Genomic DNA, 17,427 nt, shown 5'->3' on the forward strand with positions numbered 1-17,427 from the left:
AAAGGCCGCGCCCAAGGCACGGCCTTTCGATAGATCCGGAAGATAAGACGGTTAGCCGTTCTTGAACAGCGACAGGATCGACTGCGAGGAACTGTTGGCGATCGACAGTGACTGGATGCCGAGCTGCTGCTGAACCTGCAGGGCCTGGAGGCGGGTCGATTCCTTGTTCATGTCGGCGTCGACGAGCTGACCGACGCCGCGGTCGATGGAGTCCATCAGGCTCTGGGTGAAGGTCTTCTGCAGGTCGATGCTGCTCTTGGCGGCGCCGAGGATGGTGGCGGAGTCGGTGAGCTGACTCATGACGTTGTCGATCTTGGTGATCATCTGGGTGATGATGTCGTCGGTCACGCCCGACGCCGTGATGTCGAGATTGTAGGCGGAGACGTTGTCGATCTTGACGGGCGTGCCCCCAACAGCGGCCTGGCCGGCGGTGTTGGCGGCGATGTCGGTGGCGCCGCCGGCGATCGCGGCCGCATAGGCGGCATCGTAGGCGGACTGGTCCGCAGCCGTGGAGTAGATCGAGGTCTTGCGGTCGAGGATGCCCTGGTTCTTGACGGCGGTGGCGAGGCCGGAATCGAACAGCTTGATGCTTTCGACATCGATGTCGATGGTTCCGAGCGAGATGGCGCCGGATGAGGTGCGGTTGAACGAGGAGACGATCTTGGCGTCGGGCTGGACGCCGTCATTGGCGGCCGCGACCTGCTTGGACGTCACCGAGAGGTAGTTCGAGCCGGAGAAGGTGGCGGCATCGGCAAAGGACTTCATCTGCGCCTGAAGCGTAGTGATTTCGGTCTGCGTCTTTGCCTTGTTGGCATCCGACTGGCCGACGCTCGACAGCAGCTTGGTCTTGATCTTGCCGATCGTGTCCAGCACGTTGTTCATGCCGGTGTAGGCGGTGTCGACCTTCGAGGCGCCGAGGCCGAGCGCATCCTGCACCGTCGACAGCGCCGAGTTGTCGGACCGCATCGTGGTGGCGATCGACCAGTAGGCGGCGTTGTCGGAGGCTTCGGAGACCCTGTAGCCGGTCGAGATCCGGGCTTGTGTCTGTTCGAGCGATTTGTTGGTGGCGTTGAGGCTTTGAAGTGCAGTCAACGCCGCAGCGTTCGTCATGATGCTCGCCAAGAAACTCGCTCCTTCTCTAAGCCGGCATGCCATACAGGCCGGGTCGACCCGCCCATCGGCTGCGATTGTCCCGGTCAGGGCCGATTCGACAACCTGTCGTAAGCTAACGGTTAACCATACTTAGCGTGATATGGTTAATGCCCTGTTAAAAGTCAGCTTTCGAGAGGTTAAGGAACGAGGGTTGCGCGAGCCTTGATCAAGACGCAAATTGGGGAGCAAACGCAAAACGGGCCGCGCTTTTGGCGCGGCCCGTATGTCTAACTTGATCGGTCGAAGGCGATCAGCCGCGGAAGAGCGACAGGATCGACTGCGAGGAGCCGTTGGCGATCGACAGCGCCTGGACACCGAGCTGCTGCTGAACCTGCAGGGCCTGGAGGCGGGTCGATTCCTTGTTCATGTCGGCATCGACGAGCTGGCCGACGCCGCGGTCGATGGAGTCCATCAGGCTTTGCGTGAAGGTCTTCTGCAGGTCGATGGAGCTCTTGGCGGCGCCGAGCTTGGTGGCAGCGGTCGTCATGGCCTTGAGCGCGGTGTCGACGACGTTCATCATCTCCGAGATCTGGCTGTCGCTGGCAGCGGTGGTACCGGAGAAGATCTTCAGGGTGGCGACCGAGTAGGTGTCGCCGGCTGCCGCAGCCGCACCCAGGGTCGGGTTCTGCGCCGTGCCGACGATGGCGCCGGTCGCGCCGACGCGGTCGGCGTCGAGGATACCCTTCGTGGTCGGGGCCGCACCGCTATCATACAGCTTGATGCTTTCCACGTTGACGTCGATCGTCGAAATCGAAACCGAGCCTGTGGCGCTGCGGTTGAAGGCTGAAACGATCTTGACGTCGGCGGCCGTGCCCGAGGCGGTCTTTACCGACAGCATGTTGGTGCCGGAGAAGGTGGCGCCGTCGGCGTAAGCCTTCAACTGATCCTGAAGCGCCTTGATTTCGGTCTGGGTCTTTTCCTTGGAGGCATCCGTCTGGCCGTAGGATGCGGTCAGCTTCTCCTGGATCTTGTTGATGGTGTCGATCGCGCTGCTCATGCCGGTATAGGCGGTGTCGACCTTCGAGGCGCCGAGGCCGAGCGAGTCCGAAACGGTGGACATGGCCTGGTTGTCGGAGCGCATCGTGGTGGCGATCGACCAGTAAGCGGCGTTGTCCGAAGCCTGCGAGACGCGATAACCCGTCGAGATGCGGGCCTGGGTGGTGTCGAGGTTCTTCTGGGTGGCGTTCAAGCTCTGCAGCGCGGTCAGCGCCGAGGCATTGGTCATGATACTGGCCATGATACTCGTACCTTGATTTTACACGGATTTTTTTGACATACCGGCATTTCCGGTATGACGGTGCGGCATCATGCCAATGACCGTTGAGACCGGTCACCCGCCATCTGCAGGCGACTATGGCGGCAAGTCCCTACCAAAGGGCTAAACCGGACGGTTAATCGAAAATAATATTGGAAACTTCGCGCCGACTTTCGTCTCCAAGTCTTCAAGACTTGCGCGGCATCCCAGGGCGTCCGGCCGTGGCGATCAGGTGAAGGACCGCACCAGGCTGCCGACCAGTAGATTCCAGCCGTCGATCAGCACGAAAAACAGGATCTTGAAAGGCAGCGAGACCACTGTCGGCGGCAGCATCATCATGCCCATCGCCATGGTGACGGTGGCGACGATGAGGTCGATGACCAGGAACGGCAGCACGATCAGGAAGCCGATCTCGAAGCCGCGCCGGATCTCCGAGATCATGAAGGCGGGCACCAGGATGCGCAGGTCGACGGCGTCACGCGAGACGGTCTGGCCGCGCTCGCGGGCGAGATCGGCAAAGAGGTCGAAATCCTTGTCGCGCACATTGTGCAGCATGAAGCTGCGGAACGGATCCGAGATCTTCTCGAAGGCTTCGGCCTGGGTGATCTGATTGTCCATCAGTGGCTTGACGCCGGTGTTCCAGGCCTGGTCGAAGGTCGGCGCCATGACATAGAAGGTCATGAACAGCGACAGCGAGATCAGGATCAGGTTGGCGGGTGTCGACTGCAGGCCGATGCCGGCGCGCAGGATCGAGAAGGCGATGACGAAGCGGGTGAAGCTCGTCACCATGATCAGCAGGCCCGGCGCCACCGAAAGCACGGTGAGCAGACCGAACATCTGGATGAGGTAGCCGACCGTCGTGCCGTCGGCCTTGCCGATGCCGCCGAGATCGAGCTGCTGGGCCGCGGCGACAGAGGTGGTGACGACGATAAGCGCCGTGGCGACAAGCAATCTTCTCATTCGAGCAGCATCGTCCTGATGAGAACCTGTTTGACATGGCCGCCGCTGCGCAGCGCAGCTCGCTCGTCGAGGTCGGCCTTGAGGTGCTGGTAGCCGCTGGCGCCCTCGATCTGGTGCATCTTCAGCGTGCGCACGAACGCCAGAAGGTCCTGCTGGATCTGCTCGGCCATTTCCGGAGGCTGCGGCGCGTCGTAGAGCACCGAAGCCTCAAGCCTTATCCAGACTTCGCCCGGCGAAGCGATATTGGTGGTGATCGGCGCGAGCTGAACCACCGTCGGTCCGGGAGCCGGCTTGCCGGCTTCGGCCGCCTTCTCCGGGCTGCCGGCATTCTCCGGCGCGGCAGGCACAGGTGCCGGCGCTTCGCCTTGCTTGAGATAGCCGCCGGAGACCCAGCCCAGGCCGATGGCCGCGCCCGTCATGACCAGAAGCATGGCGAGTTGGACCACGAGGGATGGTCCTTTCTTGGGCTGCGCCTGCTCGACATTTGCCATAACAGCGGTCTCCCCGTCCTAGAAAGGAAGAACCTGGTCGAGGATCTGCTGGCCGTAGGGCGGCTGCTGGACCTCCATCACACGGCCGCGGCCGCCATAGGAGATGCGTGCCTCGGCGATGCGCTCGTAGGGGATCGTATTTTCGGCGCCGATGTCGGAGGGACGCACCATGCCGGCGATGGTGAGGACCCGAAGCTCGTAATTGACGCGCACCTCCTGCGAGCCCCTGATCATCAGATTGCCGTTGGGCAGCACTTCGGTGACGACAGCGGCGACGTTGAGCTCGAGACTCTCCGAGCGCTTGATCTCGCCGTCGGCGTTGGTCTCGGTGCTGGAACTCAGGCCTGCGTCGCCCTTGCCGCTTGTGCTCTTGCCGTCCCATCCGAGCGTGACGTCGTAGCCGAGCTTGCGGGCGGCGGTGCGGCTGCGGTCGTTCTGGTTCTTGAAATTGGCCCTGTCGTTGAGCTTGATGTTGACGGTCAGGATGTCGCCTTCCCGCAGCGCCCGCGGGTCGGTGAAGAGCCTGCTCTGGCGGTCGTCCCACAGCGAGAATTTTTTCACGGGCGCGGCCGGCGGCTCAGGATAGCTGTAGGGCGCTCCGCCGCCATTGCCGATGCCGGAACCGACCGGCGACAGCGCGGGCTCGCGGCCGACCTCCTTGAGGTCGGTGCCGCAGCCGGACAGTGCCGCAACCGCGACCAGGACGAGCAACTTCAACTTCATGACGGATCAACCCTTCGCGCCGCGCTGGCCATGATGCCGGTGAGCGTCGCCGCCGCCTTCTGGTCCATTTCGTTGAGGATGACGCCCGCCTTGCGTGAATCGAGCTTCATCAGGATGGCGGCAGCGAGCTCGGCATTGACCATCGCAAGGCGCTCGGCCGCGGCGTCGGGCTTCATGCCGGCATAGATCTTGACCACACTGTCCTCGGCGCGCGCCAGGAACACTTCGCGGCGCTTCAGCCATTCCTCATATTCGGTGCGTTTTGCCTCCAGCGCCTTCATGCGCTCGTCGATGCCGGCCTGAAGCTGCTTCAGTTCCTCGGCCTGGAGCGCGTAGCGGCGGTCGCGCGCGGCATCGGCGATGTTGGAGCAGAAGCGCTGGATCTCGCTTTGGTCCGGCGCCTTCGCGCGCACGAGCTGGGCCGGCTGAGCCGGCGCCTGTCCGCCGGGCAGCACCTGGCGGACTTCTTCCGCGCGGGCGGTACCGCCCACCAGCGCGACAATGGCGGCTGCGGCGAGGAGGCTCATTCCAGGATGAAGTCTCGGGCGACGATGCAGTCTTGCGGAGAAAAGCTCGATCATCGGCGTGCCTATTGGAGAACCAGGTCGGCCTGCAGGGCGCCGGCCGACTTGATGCCTTGCAGGATGGCGATGATGCCGTCGGGTTTCACACCAAGGCGGTTGAGGCCGGAGACAAGCGTTTCCAGGTCAGGGCCGTCGAGCACGGCAACGCGCGCGTCGGGCCGCGTAGCTTCGATGGCGGTGAAGGGTTCGACCGCGGTCTCGCCCCTGGAGAAGGGTTCTGGCTGAACCACCTTCGGCGCTTCGGTGATGCGCACGGTGAGCGTGCCGTGGCTGATGGCGACGCGCGAGATCTTGACGTTGTTGCCGATGACGATGGTGCCGGTGCGTTCGTCGATGACGACGCGGGCAGGGGCATCCGATTCGACGACCAGGTTTTCGATCTCGGCATAGAAGCGCGCGGCCGACACGTTCTTCGGCCGCCTGATCTGCACGGTGCGGGCATCGCGCTCAGCCGCGACGCGCATGCCGAAGCGCTGCGCGGTGTAATCGTTGATGGCGTCGGCGATGCGAATGGCGGTCGAGAAATCGGGATTGCGCAATTGCAGCGTCAGCACGCCCTGGTCGTCGAATTCGGCCGGCACGGTGCGCTCGATGATGGCGCCGTTCGGCACGCGGCCGGCGGTGGGCACACCTTGCGTCAACTGCTCGGCCTGGCCCTTGGCGGTGAAGCCGCCCACGATCACCGAACCTTGCCCGACAGCATAGATCTCGCCGTCCGCCGCCTTCAGCGGCGTCATCACCAGCGTGCCGCCGGCGAGCGAGGTTGCGTCACCCATGGAGGAGACGTCGATGTCGATGCGGGCGCCCGACTGGACGAAGGGCGGCATGTTGGCGGTGACGATGACGGCGGCGACGTTCTTGGCGCGCGCGCTGCCGCCTTCGGTGGCGATGCCGAGGTTCTCCAGCATGGCGCGGATCGACTGTTCGGTGAAGGGCGAGTTGCGCAGGCTGTCGCCGGTTCCCGCCAGGCCTATGACAAGGCCGTAGCCGACGAGCTGGTTGTCGCGGGCGCTCTGCAGTTGGGCGATATCCTTGATGCGCGCCGCGACCTGGCCGGGCGGCAGCGTGCTCGGCCCCGTTGAGACGCGGAACATGCGCGTGGTGGTGGCCGGATCGTATTCAGGGTCGTCGTAGACGCCACCGTTCTTCAAGGCCAGCTCGCGCTTGGCCTTGGGCGTCAGCCCGTCCGCCAAGGCGGGCTGAAGGCCGATCGCGGCGCTGAGCAAAAGGGCGAAAGCGCGCATCACGATGCGCCGACCTTGATGGTGCCGTCGGCCATGACAATGCCGGAAATGATCTTGCCGCTGTCGATGTTGCGGACCTTGATGAGGTCGCCCGCGGCGCCTGGCTGCAAGGTGACGCCGGCAGCCGAAATGGTCAGCGCGCCGGCGGTGAAATAGACCTGCACGGAGGCGCCCTGCTCGACCAGCCAGGCTTCTCGGATAGCAGCCACGGGAATGTAGCGGCCGGGCAGCAGCGTGCGCTTGGCGACCTTGCCCTGCAGGTCTTCGGAGCGCGTCGCCATGCCGTCCGGCTCGTGCTTGCCCGGCACGAGGGTCACCTGCTTCAGCGCCGCAAGCTCGATGGTCTCGCCCGGGTAGATGACCCGGTTCGGGATCAGCACAGCCTCGCCGGCCGGCTGGCCGGCGGCGATCTGGCTGGCCGATTGGCCGGCCGTTTCCTGCGCGAATGCCGGCATGCCGCCGGCAACCAGCGCGAGGGCCAGCGCGGCGCGGCAAAATGCGGAACAGGAGATCGGCCTCGGCATCATCCGTTACCTGATGTTCTTGGAGACCACCGAGGCCATGTCGTCAGCGGCCTGGATGACCTTGGAATTCATTTCATAGGCGCGCTGCGCCGAGATCAGCTCGGTGATTTCCTTGACCGGATCGACGTTGGAGGATTCCAGATAACCCTGCTCGATCGTGGCGAAGCCGGGATCGCCGGGAACGCCGACATTGGCCGGACCGGAAGCCGCCGTCTCCTGGAACAGATTGTCGCCGAGCGGGGCGAGGCCGGCCTCATTGGCGAAGTTGACGATCTGAAGCTGGCCGAGAAGCTGCAGGTCGGTCTGGCCGTCGATGCGGGCAAAGACCTGGCCGGTCTTGTTGACGATCACCTCGACCGCGTCGGTCGGCACGGTGATCGCCGGGACGACGCTGGCGCCGTCGACGGTGACCAACTGCCCGGTGGCATTGGTGTTGAAGGCGCCGGCGCGGGAGTAGAGCGTGCTGCCGTCAGCGCCCTCGATCTGGAACCAGCCTCTCCCGGTCAGCGCCAGGTCGAAGCTGTTGCCGGTGCTGGTCAGTTCACCTTGGGTGTGGACGTTGCGCACCGCCGTCGTCTTGACGCCGAGGCCGATCGAGACGCCCTCGGGCACAAGCGAGGTGTTGGAGCGGTTGGGCACGCCCTGGGTACGGTCGACCTGATAGAGCAGATCGGAGAATTCGGCCCGCGCCCGCTTGTAGCCGGTGGTGTTGATGTTGGCGATGTTGTTGGCAATGACTTCCAGATTGGTCTGCTGGGCGTTCATGCCGGTCGCGGCGATAGCAAGGGCTTTCATGACGCGGTCCTAGATATTCATGCGACTGATTTCGAGGTAGGCCGAGACGACCTTGTCACGGATGGCGATGGTCGTCTGCAGGGCCTGCTGGGCGCTCATCACCGCATCGGCCACCTGACGGGTGTCGGCATCGCCCTTGAGCGCCTGGATCGACATCTGCTCGGCGTTCTGCAGCGTGTTGACGGTCTTGGTTGCGGCCTGGCTGAGAAGGTCCGCGAAGCTGCCGCCGACGCTTTCGCTTGCCTGTGTCCCGACACCGCCCGGAAGCAGGCCTGGCGAGGCGGCCTCTGCGCCTTCGATTGCCGGTTTGAACTGTAGTGCCCCGATACCGCCGATCATTACTGGTTCCTCATCAGGTCGATGGTCATGGAAATCAGATCGCGAGCCTGCTTGATGACCTGCAGGTTGGCCTCATAGGAGCGGTTCGCCTCGCTCATGTCGGCCATTTCGACCAGCACGTTGACGTTGGGCATCTTCACGTACCCCTTTTCGTCGGCGGCTTCGTTGCCGGGCTGGAACTCGATCGGGAAGTCCGACGGATCGCGCGCGATCGAGCTCACCTCGACCAGCGAGCCGCCGCTCGCGCGGTCGAGCTCGGACTGGAAGGTGATCGTCTTGCGCCGATAGGGATCGGCGCCGGGCGTGTTGCCCGTCGATTGCGCGTTGGCGAGGTTCTCCGACACCACGCGCAGGCGCTCCGACTGGGCGCCAAGGCCTGATGATGCGACTTTGAGGGCTGCGGTCAGCGCGTCCATGGTCAGCTCTTCACCACCATCGTCATCATCGAATGGAAGGCTTTGACGATCGCCGTGTTGAGCTCGAAGGAGCGGCGCACTTCGCCAGCCTTCATCAACTCGTCTTCGAGAACGACGGTGTTCTTCGACGGCATGATCGAGCCGGTGGCTTCCTGCGGCTTGACATTGAAGCCGGCATTCGTCGTCTCGGCGCCAAGATGGCCTGCTTCGGTGGCCTTCAATGTCACCGCGGTCCGGTCGAGAACCTTTTCGAACGGCTCGACGTCATTTGCCGTGTAGCCCGGCGTGTTGGCATTGGCGATGTTGGAGGCGATCGCGGACTGGCGCACGGCCAGCCATTGCGACTGCCGGGTGGCGAGATCAAAAAGGTTGACGGGTTCCATGGGACTCTCCGGGCGAGTAGGCACAAGACTAGGCCGTCAGTCTTGCGCGGACCTTGCGCGGATAGGCCCGAAGTCCGTTACAGCGCCATCACCTGGAAAGCTCGACCACCTTGTTTGCGTCCGTGACGATCACCCATTTGCCGCCGCGCTGTTCGATCGAGGCGACGCGGCTGGAATCGGGCAGGACCGAGCCGCGCTGGACGATCCACAGGCCGGTATCGTCCTCGATCATGGCGCGGCCATTGGCGACATGCACAACCTTGAACTCCGACACGGCGGCCGGGAAGGGCTGATCGCCGGGCGCCGGCGGGGGTTCGTCCTGCACCGTTCCGGTGGCAAGCAGGTCGATATCGGCATTGGGAACGTCCTTGGCCGTCAGCGATGCGCTGCGTTCGGCCGCGACGCCACCGCCCTCGCGTCCGGAATTGCTGCCGCTGCCACCGAACTTGATGGCCTGCACGCCGAATTGCTCCTGGTTGAAGAAGATGTACCAGGGAAACAGCGCGCAGATCAGCCCGAGCGTGATGCCGAGCGCGGCGACGACGAAATCGCTGCGCCGGTCCGCTTTCCTGTCGGCCAGGCGCGGAAATTCGGCCCGCGGCGGCTGCGGCCATTCCACCTTCGGAAACAGACCGTTGATAGCCAAGTCGCGGCTGGCCTCGGCCTCCTCGGTGGCCTTGGCCTCGGCAATCATCTCGCGCAGCAGACGCTCGGTTTGCTGCAGATCAGTCTCCTTGATCGCCATTCTGCTTCCCCTTGAGATGGCGGGCGAGGTCGGCGAACGGATCGGCCGAAGCGCGATCCCTCGGCGACTGCGTGAGCGCCTCGTAGATCAGCGGCACCTGGCGCACGGCGATGTCGAGCTCGGCATCGGCGCCGCCCTGGTAGGCGCCAAGCAGGCGGATATCGCGCGTATCCTCGAAACGCGCGATCATCGACTTCAACCTGGTCACCAGCAGGCGCTGCTCCGCGCTCCAGGCCTTGTCGGCGAGACGCGAGATCGACGACAGCGGATTTACCGGTGGGTAGCGTCCCTGCTCGGCGATCGCGCGGTCGAGGACGACATGGCCGTCGAGGATGCCGCGCACCGAATCGGCCACCGGGTCGTTATGATCGTCGCCGTCGACAAGCACCGAGATGATGGCGGTGATCGAACCTTTGCCCTCTGCGCCTGGTCCCGCGCGCTCGAGCAGCTTGGGCAAATCGGTGAAGACCGAGGCCGGGTAGCCGCGCGCGACCGGCGGCTCGCCGGTTCCCGTCGCCACCTCGCGCAGCGCGTGGGCGAAGCGGGTGATCGAATCCAGCACCAGCAGCACGCGATGGCCCTGGTCGCGGAAATGCTCTGCCACGCACATGGCGGTGTCGGGCGCGCGTCGCCGCATCATGGCGCTCTCGTCACTGGTGGCGACGACGGCGACGGTCTTTGCCATGCTGTCGGCGCCGATCGTGTCCTCGAGGAATTCGCGCACCTCGCGGCCGCGCTCGCCGATCAGCGCGACGACCACCGTATCGAAGGCCTCGGCGCCGGCGAGCATGGCAAGCAATGTCGACTTGCCGACGCCGGAGCCGGCGAAGATGCCGAGCCGCTGGCCGAAGCAGAGCGGGGTGAAGATGTCGATCACCCGCACGCCGGTCAGGAAGCCGGTGCCGACGCGCTGGCGCGACATGGCGCCCGGCGTCAGCGCGCCATCGCCGGCGTTCGGCCTGATCAGCGGCGGGCCACCGTCGATGACGCGAGTCAAAGCGTCGATGGCACGTCCGCGCCAGGAACCGTGCGGCGCGACGCCAAGCGGACCGCGCCGGAACACGGCGTCGCCGATGCCGGCATCGGCGCTGCGCTCGAACGGCGCGACCACGACCTCGTCGCGGCCTATTCTGACGATCTCGCCGCGGCGGGTCCCAGCCTTGCCGCGCTGCTCGACGATGTCGCCAAGCCTCGCGATATCCGAAAGGCCGCGCACCTTATAGTGGGTTGGCGAGATCTCGACGACGCGGCCGCCGCGGCTGAGCACTGTTTGCGGATCGTCGAACCGCCGCCAGACGCGTTCGAGCGCCGACAGCCTGTCCGCCGAGCCGGCCTCGGCAAGCCTCTCGGGCGCGCGCAGCAGGGACGAGCCGGTCGCCATGCCGTTACTTCGAACCGAGCGTCTTGATCGCGTCGTCGGTGGAGGAAGCGCTCTGCCGGATCAGCGCCGCCGTGTTCTCGAAGGCACGCTGCACCATGATCAGCCGGGTCATTTCCAGCACCGGATTGACATTGGATTCTTCCAGAAACCCTTGCGCGACGCCGACGTTGGAGCGGTCGGTGACAGGCTCCGGCGTGCGCGCGGGCACGATACCGGAATTGCCGTAACGGACAAAATTGTCGCCGGGGTCGAAATCATAGAGCCCGATGGCGCCGACAAGCTGGTCGTTCTGCCTCAGCGAGCCGTCGGCGCCGGCCTTTGGCGGGCCGTTGCGCGGATCGAGCTGGATCGGCGCACCGCCGCTGTCCAGCACCGGATAGCCTTCGATCGACATCAGCTCGCCGTTCTCGTTCATGGAGAAGCGGCCGTCGCGGGTCATCACGGTGCCAACCGGCGTCTCGATGGCGAACCAGGCATCGCCCTGGATGGCGAAGTCGAAAGGATTGCCGGTTTCGGTCAGCGAGCCATGCGCGGTGGAAAGATAGGTCTTGCCCGAGGAAGCGAAGGAGACCGACTTCGGCCCGGTGCCGGAGACCACGTCCTCGAACTTCACGCCGGTGGCGCGGAAGCCGATGGTCGAGGCATTGGCGACATTGTCGGCGATGGTGTCGAGGCGGCGCTCGAGCGCAATCTGCGAGGAGAGGGCGACGTAGAGACTGTCCTGCATGGTGTTCTCAGAACTTCAGCTTCTGCATGGCCATCATCAGGTCGGTGGAGATGCCCACGGTGATCGGCTGCGCGAAGAGCACGCTGACCGACGTCACGGCGGTCGAGGTCGGGTTGTTGATCTCGTACATGCTGGTGAAGCGGGTCAGGAACTTGCCGAGTTTCTCGGGGTCGGTGAAATCCGAGATGTCGAGCTTCTGCTCGAACAACTGCGCCTGCTTGTCGATGTCGGCCGTGGCGAAGGAATCGGGCAGGCCGAGCGCGGTGCGCACCACGCTGGCAAGCGCGGTGTCGGCGAGCACGTCGTACCAACTGGTGATGCCCGGCGCCTTGCGCTGGAAGTAAAGCGCCAGCCGCACGCCCTCATTGGTCTTGCCGGCGTCTTCCTCCAGCGTCTGGCGCATGTATTTGTCGACGGTCGGCTGCTGCGCCGGAACGTAGGCGGTGGCGTTCTCGCCGTACTGCTCGAAGTTGAAGGCCGAGGCCAGCGCCGCATAGGCCGGATCCGTCTGCTTGTTGGCGACGCTGTCGGGGTCGCGCACGCCGCCTTGCAGGACCTGCTTGATGAGATCCTTGTCCTCGGTGGCCGAATCGAGGCCGAACGCCGCCAGCGCGTAGGTGTAGAGCCGGCTGTTGCCCATCAAGTCGTCGACGGACTTCACCTTGGTGATATTGGCGAGATAATAGGTCGTCTCGCCCTTCACATAGTCCGAATTCGGATCAAGACCGGCGATCTGCGCCTGGATGGCGTAGTTCTTCGTCACCAGCTGCTGCGCCTTGTTGTAGATGGTCGCATCGGCGCCATTGGCGGCGAAGTTGAAGGCGCTGACAAATTCGGCGTAGCGCTTGTCGGTCAGCTTGTTGGCGAAGCTATTGGGATCGGAAACACCTTCCTTCAGCGCCTTGACCATAAAGGCCTTGGCATAGTCCATGTCCTCCAACCCGTAGGCCTTCATGGCATATTTGAACACGCGGTCATTGTTGACGAAATCGTCGATCGATTTCACCTTGGTGATGTTGGCCAGGTAATACTTGGTATCGCGATCAACCGTCGGCTGTTGCTCGATACGGTCGATCGACTTGTTGATGTCTTTCACGATCAACTGGTAGCTGGTGTAGGTATTGAGCAAGGACACGCCTCCGGCCGAAGCTATCCCGAAACAATAAGCTCACTTCCTTGCGCGAAACTGAATCGCGCCCATCGGCTTCGATTCAAGCCTCACACAAGGCACGAGGACTATCCGTGATCACGACGTGATGTGCGGAAGGACCTGTCGTGGGTATTCTGATCGGACTTGTGGTGACGCTTGGTTGCGTTCTCGGCGGCTTCATGGCCATGGGCGGGCACCTGCATGTGCTGATGCAGCCATGGGAAGCGGTGGTCATCTGCGGCGCCGCGCTCGGCACCTTCCTCGTCGCCAACCCGATGAAGACGGTCAAGGACACGGGCAAGGGCATTATCGAAGCCTTCAAGCAGGCGGTGCCCAAGGAACGGGACTACCTGGAGACGCTCGGCGTGCTGCACAGCCTGATGCGCGAACTGCGCTCGAAGTCGCGCAGCGAGGTCGAGGCGCATATCGACAATCCGGAAGAATCCGCGATCTTCCAGGCCTTCCCGACCGTCCTGAAGAACCACGATCTGACGAATTTCATCTGCGACTATTGCCGCATCATCATCATCGGCAATGCACGCTCGCACGAGATCGAGGCGCTGATGGACGAGGAGATCCAGACCATCCGCAGCGACAAGCTGAAGGCCTATCACGCGATGGTCGCGGTCGGCGACGGCCTGCCGGCGCTCGGCATCGTCGCCGCAGTGCTCGGCGTGGTGAAGGCGATGGGCGCGCTCGACCAGTCGCCGGAAATCCTCGGCGGGCTGATCGGCGCCGCGCTTGTCGGAACCTTCCTCGGCATCTTCCTGTCCTATGGCGTGGTCGGCCCGGTCGCCACCAAGATCAAGACGGTTCGCGAGAAGAAGAACCGCCTCTACATCATCGTCAAGCAGACGCTGCTCGCCTACATGAACGGCGCCTTGCCGCAGGTCGCGATCGAGTTCGGCCGCAAGACCATCTCCTCCTATGAGCGCCCGACGATCGATGCCGTCGAGCAGAGCACCATGAATACGGGCGTCGCCGAGAAGAAGGCGGCCTGAGCATGCAGAACTTCAGCCAGGGCCGCATGCCGTCATGACCAGTCCGGGCAGTCCGTCGCAAACCCGGGCCTTGATCATCGAGCGTCTCGTCGGCGACAGCGGCGAGGCCGCGCAGGTGATCGGCGTCGGCCGCGGCATGGCCGAACGCTCGCTGCCGCTGCTGCAGAAAGCCCTTTCCGGCGACCTTGGCGCGCCGGTCACGGTCGACCTGCAAGCGGTGGAAGTGAGTCGTGTGCCTGATGCGCGCATCCGCGCCGGCGAAACCTTCGCCATGACCATCGTCTCCTCGCCGACCTCGGCCGACGCCATGACGCTGGTCATGGACGCGCCGGCGATCGCCGTCATGGTCAGCGCTCTGTTCGGCGGCGACCCCGACCAGCCGGTGGCGCCGATCGAGCGCGACCTGTCGCAGATCGAGACTGACGTCGCGACCAGCGTCTTCCAGGAGGTCGCAGTGGCGCTGAACGGATCGGACAGGCGCTCCCTAAACCTGCGCCTGACAATCCCCCGGGCGATGTCCGGCAACGAGGCAAGACGGCGTGTGCTGCGCGATGGCGCGGCAGCCCGCATCGTCTACGGCATTTCGACGCCAACCGACACCGGCACGGTGACGGTGATGATCCCGCAGCGCATCCTTCTGGCGGCGCGCGGCGCCACCGCCGCTCAGGGCGACGACCAGACGACGGAATTCGACTGGCGAGCCCGCTTCTCGGAGGAAGTGATGCGCTCGGCTGTGCGGCTAGAGGCCACCATGCCGCTCGCCCGGCTGACGCTTGGCGATCTCGCGGCCTTGCAGCCCGGCCAGGTGATCGAGTTCGAGGAGAACGCGCAGTCGCAGGCCAAGCTCAGCGCGCGCGACAAGACGCTGTTTGTCTGCGAGTTCGGCAAGCTCGGTCAGAATTACACGGTCCGCATCCGGCATCCTCACGATGCCGGGCAGGATTTTATCGACGGACTTATGCCCGGCTGAGGCCGGACCTGGGATTATTGGAGAAGAGGCATGGCAAAGACCAAGGTGGAAGCCGAACCCGATCAGCCGGACGAGCAGCTCGACCGCGCCATCGAGGAACTGCGCGGCGTGCTGCGGGAAGAGGAACAGCGTCCGGACGCCGCCTTCCAGGCAGGCGCCAATTCGTCGATCATCATGACGATCCCGGTCGATGTGCAGATCATCCTCGGCAGCACCGAAATGCCGGTGTCGGAGCTGATGGCATTGCAGAAAGGCTCGACCGTGGCACTCAACCGCCGCATCGGCGAGCCGGTCGACGTGGTCGTCAACGGCCGCAGAATTGCGCGCGGCGAGATCACCGTGCTGGAAAACGATCCGTCGCGCTTCGGCATCAGGCTCACCGAGATCATCGCCGCGACGAAGAGCGCGTAGAAATGGACAGCCAGAGCATCCACCGGCCGCGGAGCCAAGCATGATGACGTCATTGACGCTGACGCGCCCGCAAAAGGCTGCCGCCATCCTGGTGGCGATGGGCAAGCCCTCGGCCAGCCGGCTGCTCAAATTCTTCAAGCAGGAAGAGCTGAAGGCGCTGATCGAGGGCGCCCGCCTGCTGCGCACCATCCCGCAAGCCGATCTGGAGCGCATCGTCGCGGAATTCGAGGCCGAGTTCACGGAGGGCGCCGGCCTGCTCGATTCGGCCGACCGGATGGACACGATCCTCAACGAATCGCTGTCGCCCGAGGAGATGAGCGCCATCATGGGCGACAAGAAACTCGAGCCTGCTCCCGAGGGACCGCCGCCGATCTGGCCGGATCTCGAGAAGCTCGAGCCCGCGCGCCTCGGGACCTTCCTCGCCGGGGAACATCCGCAGACGGCGGCCATGGTGTTGTCGAAGCTCGCGTCGCAGGCCGCCGCCAACGTTCTGTTGACGATGGAAAAGCCGATACGCAGCCAGATCATCAAGCGCATGGTGACGATGGCCAACATTCCGGACGCAGCGACCAGGATCGTCGAGAGCCAGTTGCGCGCCAGCGTGCTTGCGCAGAAGGCGACCAAGGACACTTCGGCCGGCCAGGAGCGTGTCGCCAGCGTGCTCAACGAAATGGCCAAGCCCGAGCTCGACGAGCTCATGCAGGATCTGGAAGAGGCCGGCACGCCCGATCTCGCCGGCGTCAAGTCGCGGTTGTTTGCTTTCGACGACCTGCCGCTGCTTACCCAGAAGGCGCGCGTGCTGCTGTTCGACGGGCTGTCGACCGAGCTCGTCACGCTGGCGCTGCGCGGCGCGCCCGCGGCGCTCACCGAATCCGTGCTGTCGGCGATCGGCGCACGCTCACGCCGCATGATCGAATCCGAGCTCGGGCAGGGATCGGAAGGCATTGCGCTGGCCGACATTATGGCGGCGCGCAAAACGATCGCCGTGGCGACCATCCGTCTGTCGCGGCAAGGAGCGTTCGAGCTTCCCTCGACGCAAAGCGCCGCCGAAGCGGCCTGACGACAGCAATACGGTCGGGTCACCATGGCTGAGGCGGTCGACAAGGATTCCAAAACCGAGGAAGCCACGGAGAAGAAGATCCGCGACACGATCGAACAGGGCAAGCTGCCCCATTCGCGCGAGACGGCGATCTTTGCCTCGTTCCTTGCCATTTTGGTGTTCGCGGTTTTTTACGCCAAGGATGCCGTCGTCGATCTCGGCATGTTCCTGTCGACGTTCCTGGAAAAGCCCGAAGCATGGCCGATGGACACCGAGACCGATGTCATCACGCTCTACGAGCAGGTCCTGATCGAGATCGGCCGCGCCGTCGTCAGCCTGCTGGTGCTGCTGGTGGTCGCCGGCATCGGTGCCTCGGTGTTCCAGAACATGCCGCAACTCGTCGGCGAGCGGATCAGGCCGCAACTGTCGCGCATTTCGATCGCCAAGGGTTGGAGCCGGCTGTTCGGTGTGCAGGGTTTCGTCGAATTCGGCAAGTCGCTGGCCAAGCTTGCCTTCGCCATCGCCGTGCTCGCCTTCACGCTGTCGGAGGATCATCGCAGGCTGCTTGCCGGCATGATCACCAATCCGGTGTCGTTCGGCATGGTCATCCGCGGCATCTTTGTCGACATATTGGTGTCGATCGTCTTCGTCATGGGGCTGATCGCGGTCGCCGACATCGTCTGGTCGCGCTTCCACTGGCGGCGCGATCTGCGCATGACCAAGCAGGAAGTGAAGGACGAGTTGAAGCAATCGGAAGGCGATCCGATCGTGAAGTCGCGCCTGCGCTCGCTGGCGCGCGACCGGGCGCGGCAGCGCATGATGACGGCGGTGCCACGTGCGACGCTCGTCATCGCCAATCCAACGCACTACTCCATCGCGCTGAAATATGTGCGCGAGGAGGATTCCGCTCCGGTCGTGCTCGCCAAGGGCCAGGACCTGGTGGCGCTGAAGATCCGCGAAATCGCCAGGGAGCACAACATCCCGATCTTCGAGGACGTGGCGCTTGCCCGCTCCATGTACAAGCAAGTTTCGGTTGATAGCGTGATCCCGTCGCAATTCTACCAGGCCGTCGCCGAGTTGGTGCGGATCGTCTACTCGAAGAAGGCCGTGCGCAGAGTACCCTCATGAACGGATGCT

The 17,427-nt window shown here is 64.2% G+C and carries 21 protein-coding genes; 5 read left to right on the forward strand and 16 right to left on the reverse strand.

Annotated elements, in window-relative coordinates; genetic code table 11:
• Positions 1 to 51: 51 nt before the first annotated feature.
• The 16 genes from EJ070_RS15720 to EJ070_RS15795 all read right to left on the reverse strand — a co-directional run bounded on the left by EJ070_RS15720 (position 52) and on the right by EJ070_RS15795 (position 12,848).
• On the reverse strand, positions 52 to 1,122 hold the full coding sequence (locus EJ070_RS15720) for a flagellin (RefSeq protein ID WP_126092187.1): 1,071 nt from the start codon (positions 1,120 to 1,122) through the stop codon (positions 52 to 54).
• 280 nt (positions 1,123 to 1,402) lie between these two features.
• Positions 1,403 to 2,389 carry a flagellin gene (locus EJ070_RS15725; RefSeq protein WP_126092188.1) on the reverse strand — a complete coding sequence of 329 codons (987 nt, stop codon included), beginning with the start codon at positions 2,387 to 2,389 and terminating at the stop codon, positions 1,403 to 1,405.
• A 246-nt stretch (positions 2,390 to 2,635) separates the two neighbouring features.
• Positions 2,636 to 3,367 carry a flagellar type III secretion system pore protein FliP gene (gene fliP / locus EJ070_RS15730; protein WP_126092189.1) on the reverse strand — a complete coding sequence of 244 codons (732 nt, stop codon included), beginning with the start codon at positions 3,365 to 3,367 and terminating at the stop codon, positions 2,636 to 2,638.
• Positions 3,364 to 3,858 carry a flagellar basal body-associated FliL family protein gene (locus EJ070_RS15735; RefSeq protein ID WP_126092190.1) on the reverse strand — a complete coding sequence of 165 codons (495 nt, stop codon included), beginning with the start codon at positions 3,856 to 3,858 and terminating at the stop codon, positions 3,364 to 3,366. The genes fliP and EJ070_RS15735 overlap by 4 nt, the downstream gene beginning before the upstream one ends.
• An 18-nt stretch (positions 3,859 to 3,876) precedes the next feature.
• On the reverse strand, positions 3,877 to 4,581 hold the full coding sequence (flgH, locus tag EJ070_RS15740) for a flagellar basal body L-ring protein FlgH (protein WP_126092191.1): 705 nt from the start codon (positions 4,579 to 4,581) through the stop codon (positions 3,877 to 3,879).
• Positions 4,578 to 5,108: a MotE family protein gene (locus tag EJ070_RS15745; RefSeq protein WP_126092192.1), complete on the reverse strand. Its 531-nt coding sequence runs from the start codon at positions 5,106 to 5,108 to the stop codon at positions 4,578 to 4,580. Before EJ070_RS15745 ends, flgH begins: the two co-directional genes overlap by 4 nt.
• A gap of 62 nt (positions 5,109 to 5,170) precedes the next feature.
• A complete protein-coding gene (locus tag EJ070_RS15750) occupies positions 5,171 to 6,412 on the reverse strand; it encodes a flagellar basal body P-ring protein FlgI (protein WP_126092193.1) in 1,242 nt (413 codons plus the stop codon).
• Positions 6,409 to 6,933 (reverse strand): flagellar basal body P-ring formation chaperone FlgA, encoded by a 525-nt coding sequence (gene flgA / locus EJ070_RS15755; RefSeq protein ID WP_126092194.1) that lies wholly within the window; start codon positions 6,931 to 6,933, stop codon positions 6,409 to 6,411. Before flgA ends, EJ070_RS15750 begins: the two co-directional genes overlap by 4 nt.
• A 6-nt stretch (positions 6,934 to 6,939) precedes the next feature.
• Entirely contained in the window at positions 6,940 to 7,728 is a 789-nt protein-coding gene (gene flgG / locus EJ070_RS15760) for a flagellar basal-body rod protein FlgG (RefSeq protein ID WP_126092195.1), read from the reverse strand.
• A 9-nt stretch (positions 7,729 to 7,737) separates the two neighbouring features.
• Positions 7,738 to 8,067: a flagellar hook-basal body complex protein FliE gene (locus EJ070_RS15765; protein ID WP_126092196.1), complete on the reverse strand. Its 330-nt coding sequence runs from the start codon at positions 8,065 to 8,067 to the stop codon at positions 7,738 to 7,740.
• Positions 8,067 to 8,483, reverse strand: a complete 417-nt coding sequence (gene flgC, locus EJ070_RS15770; RefSeq protein ID WP_126092197.1) for a flagellar basal body rod protein FlgC — start codon at positions 8,481 to 8,483, stop codon at positions 8,067 to 8,069. Before flgC ends, EJ070_RS15765 begins: the two co-directional genes overlap by 1 nt.
• Before the next feature lie 2 nt (positions 8,484 to 8,485).
• The gene (gene flgB, locus EJ070_RS15775; RefSeq protein ID WP_126092198.1) at positions 8,486 to 8,866 is read right to left on the reverse strand and encodes a flagellar basal body rod protein FlgB; all 381 of its coding nucleotides are present in this window, start codon (positions 8,864 to 8,866) and stop codon (positions 8,486 to 8,488) included.
• Positions 8,867 to 8,954: 88 nt separating this feature from the next.
• A complete protein-coding gene (locus EJ070_RS15780) occupies positions 8,955 to 9,611 on the reverse strand; it encodes a hypothetical protein (protein ID WP_126092199.1) in 657 nt (218 codons plus the stop codon).
• Entirely contained in the window at positions 9,592 to 10,992 is a 1,401-nt protein-coding gene (fliI, locus tag EJ070_RS15785) for a flagellar protein export ATPase FliI (RefSeq protein WP_126092200.1), read from the reverse strand. Before fliI ends, EJ070_RS15780 begins: the two co-directional genes overlap by 20 nt.
• A 4-nt stretch (positions 10,993 to 10,996) precedes the next feature.
• Positions 10,997 to 11,719: a flagellar basal-body rod protein FlgF gene (gene flgF, locus EJ070_RS15790; protein WP_126092201.1), complete on the reverse strand. Its 723-nt coding sequence runs from the start codon at positions 11,717 to 11,719 to the stop codon at positions 10,997 to 10,999.
• 7 nt (positions 11,720 to 11,726) lie between these two features.
• Positions 11,727 to 12,848 (reverse strand): DUF1217 domain-containing protein, encoded by a 1,122-nt coding sequence (locus EJ070_RS15795; protein ID WP_126092202.1) that lies wholly within the window; start codon positions 12,846 to 12,848, stop codon positions 11,727 to 11,729.
• Positions 12,849 to 12,994: 146 nt separating this feature from the next.
• On the opposite strand from EJ070_RS15795, the gene motA reads away from it, so the two are divergent.
• From motA to flhB, 5 genes are read left to right on the forward strand one after another with little or no spacing between them, the layout of a single operon-like run.
• Entirely contained in the window at positions 12,995 to 13,870 is an 876-nt protein-coding gene (gene motA, locus EJ070_RS15800) for a flagellar motor stator protein MotA (RefSeq protein WP_126092203.1), read from the forward strand.
• A gap of 34 nt (positions 13,871 to 13,904) precedes the next feature.
• The gene (locus tag EJ070_RS15805; RefSeq protein ID WP_126092204.1) at positions 13,905 to 14,840 is read left to right on the forward strand and encodes a FliM/FliN family flagellar motor switch protein; all 936 of its coding nucleotides are present in this window, start codon (positions 13,905 to 13,907) and stop codon (positions 14,838 to 14,840) included.
• Between the two features lie 30 nt (positions 14,841 to 14,870).
• Entirely contained in the window at positions 14,871 to 15,251 is a 381-nt protein-coding gene (gene fliN / locus EJ070_RS15810) for a flagellar motor switch protein FliN (protein ID WP_126092205.1), read from the forward strand.
• A gap of 40 nt (positions 15,252 to 15,291) precedes the next feature.
• The gene (locus EJ070_RS15815; RefSeq protein WP_126092206.1) at positions 15,292 to 16,311 is read left to right on the forward strand and encodes a flagellar motor switch protein FliG; all 1,020 of its coding nucleotides are present in this window, start codon (positions 15,292 to 15,294) and stop codon (positions 16,309 to 16,311) included.
• 24 nt (positions 16,312 to 16,335) lie between these two features.
• Complete coding sequence (gene flhB / locus EJ070_RS15820) at positions 16,336 to 17,418, forward strand: flagellar biosynthesis protein FlhB (RefSeq protein WP_126092207.1); 1,083 nt, start codon at positions 16,336 to 16,338, stop codon at positions 17,416 to 17,418.
• The last annotated feature ends 9 nt before the right edge of the window (positions 17,419 to 17,427 follow it).

The sequence above is a fragment of the Mesorhizobium sp. M1E.F.Ca.ET.045.02.1.1 genome, from assembly GCF_003952485.1.
GTDB lineage: Bacteria > Pseudomonadota > Alphaproteobacteria > Rhizobiales > Rhizobiaceae > Mesorhizobium.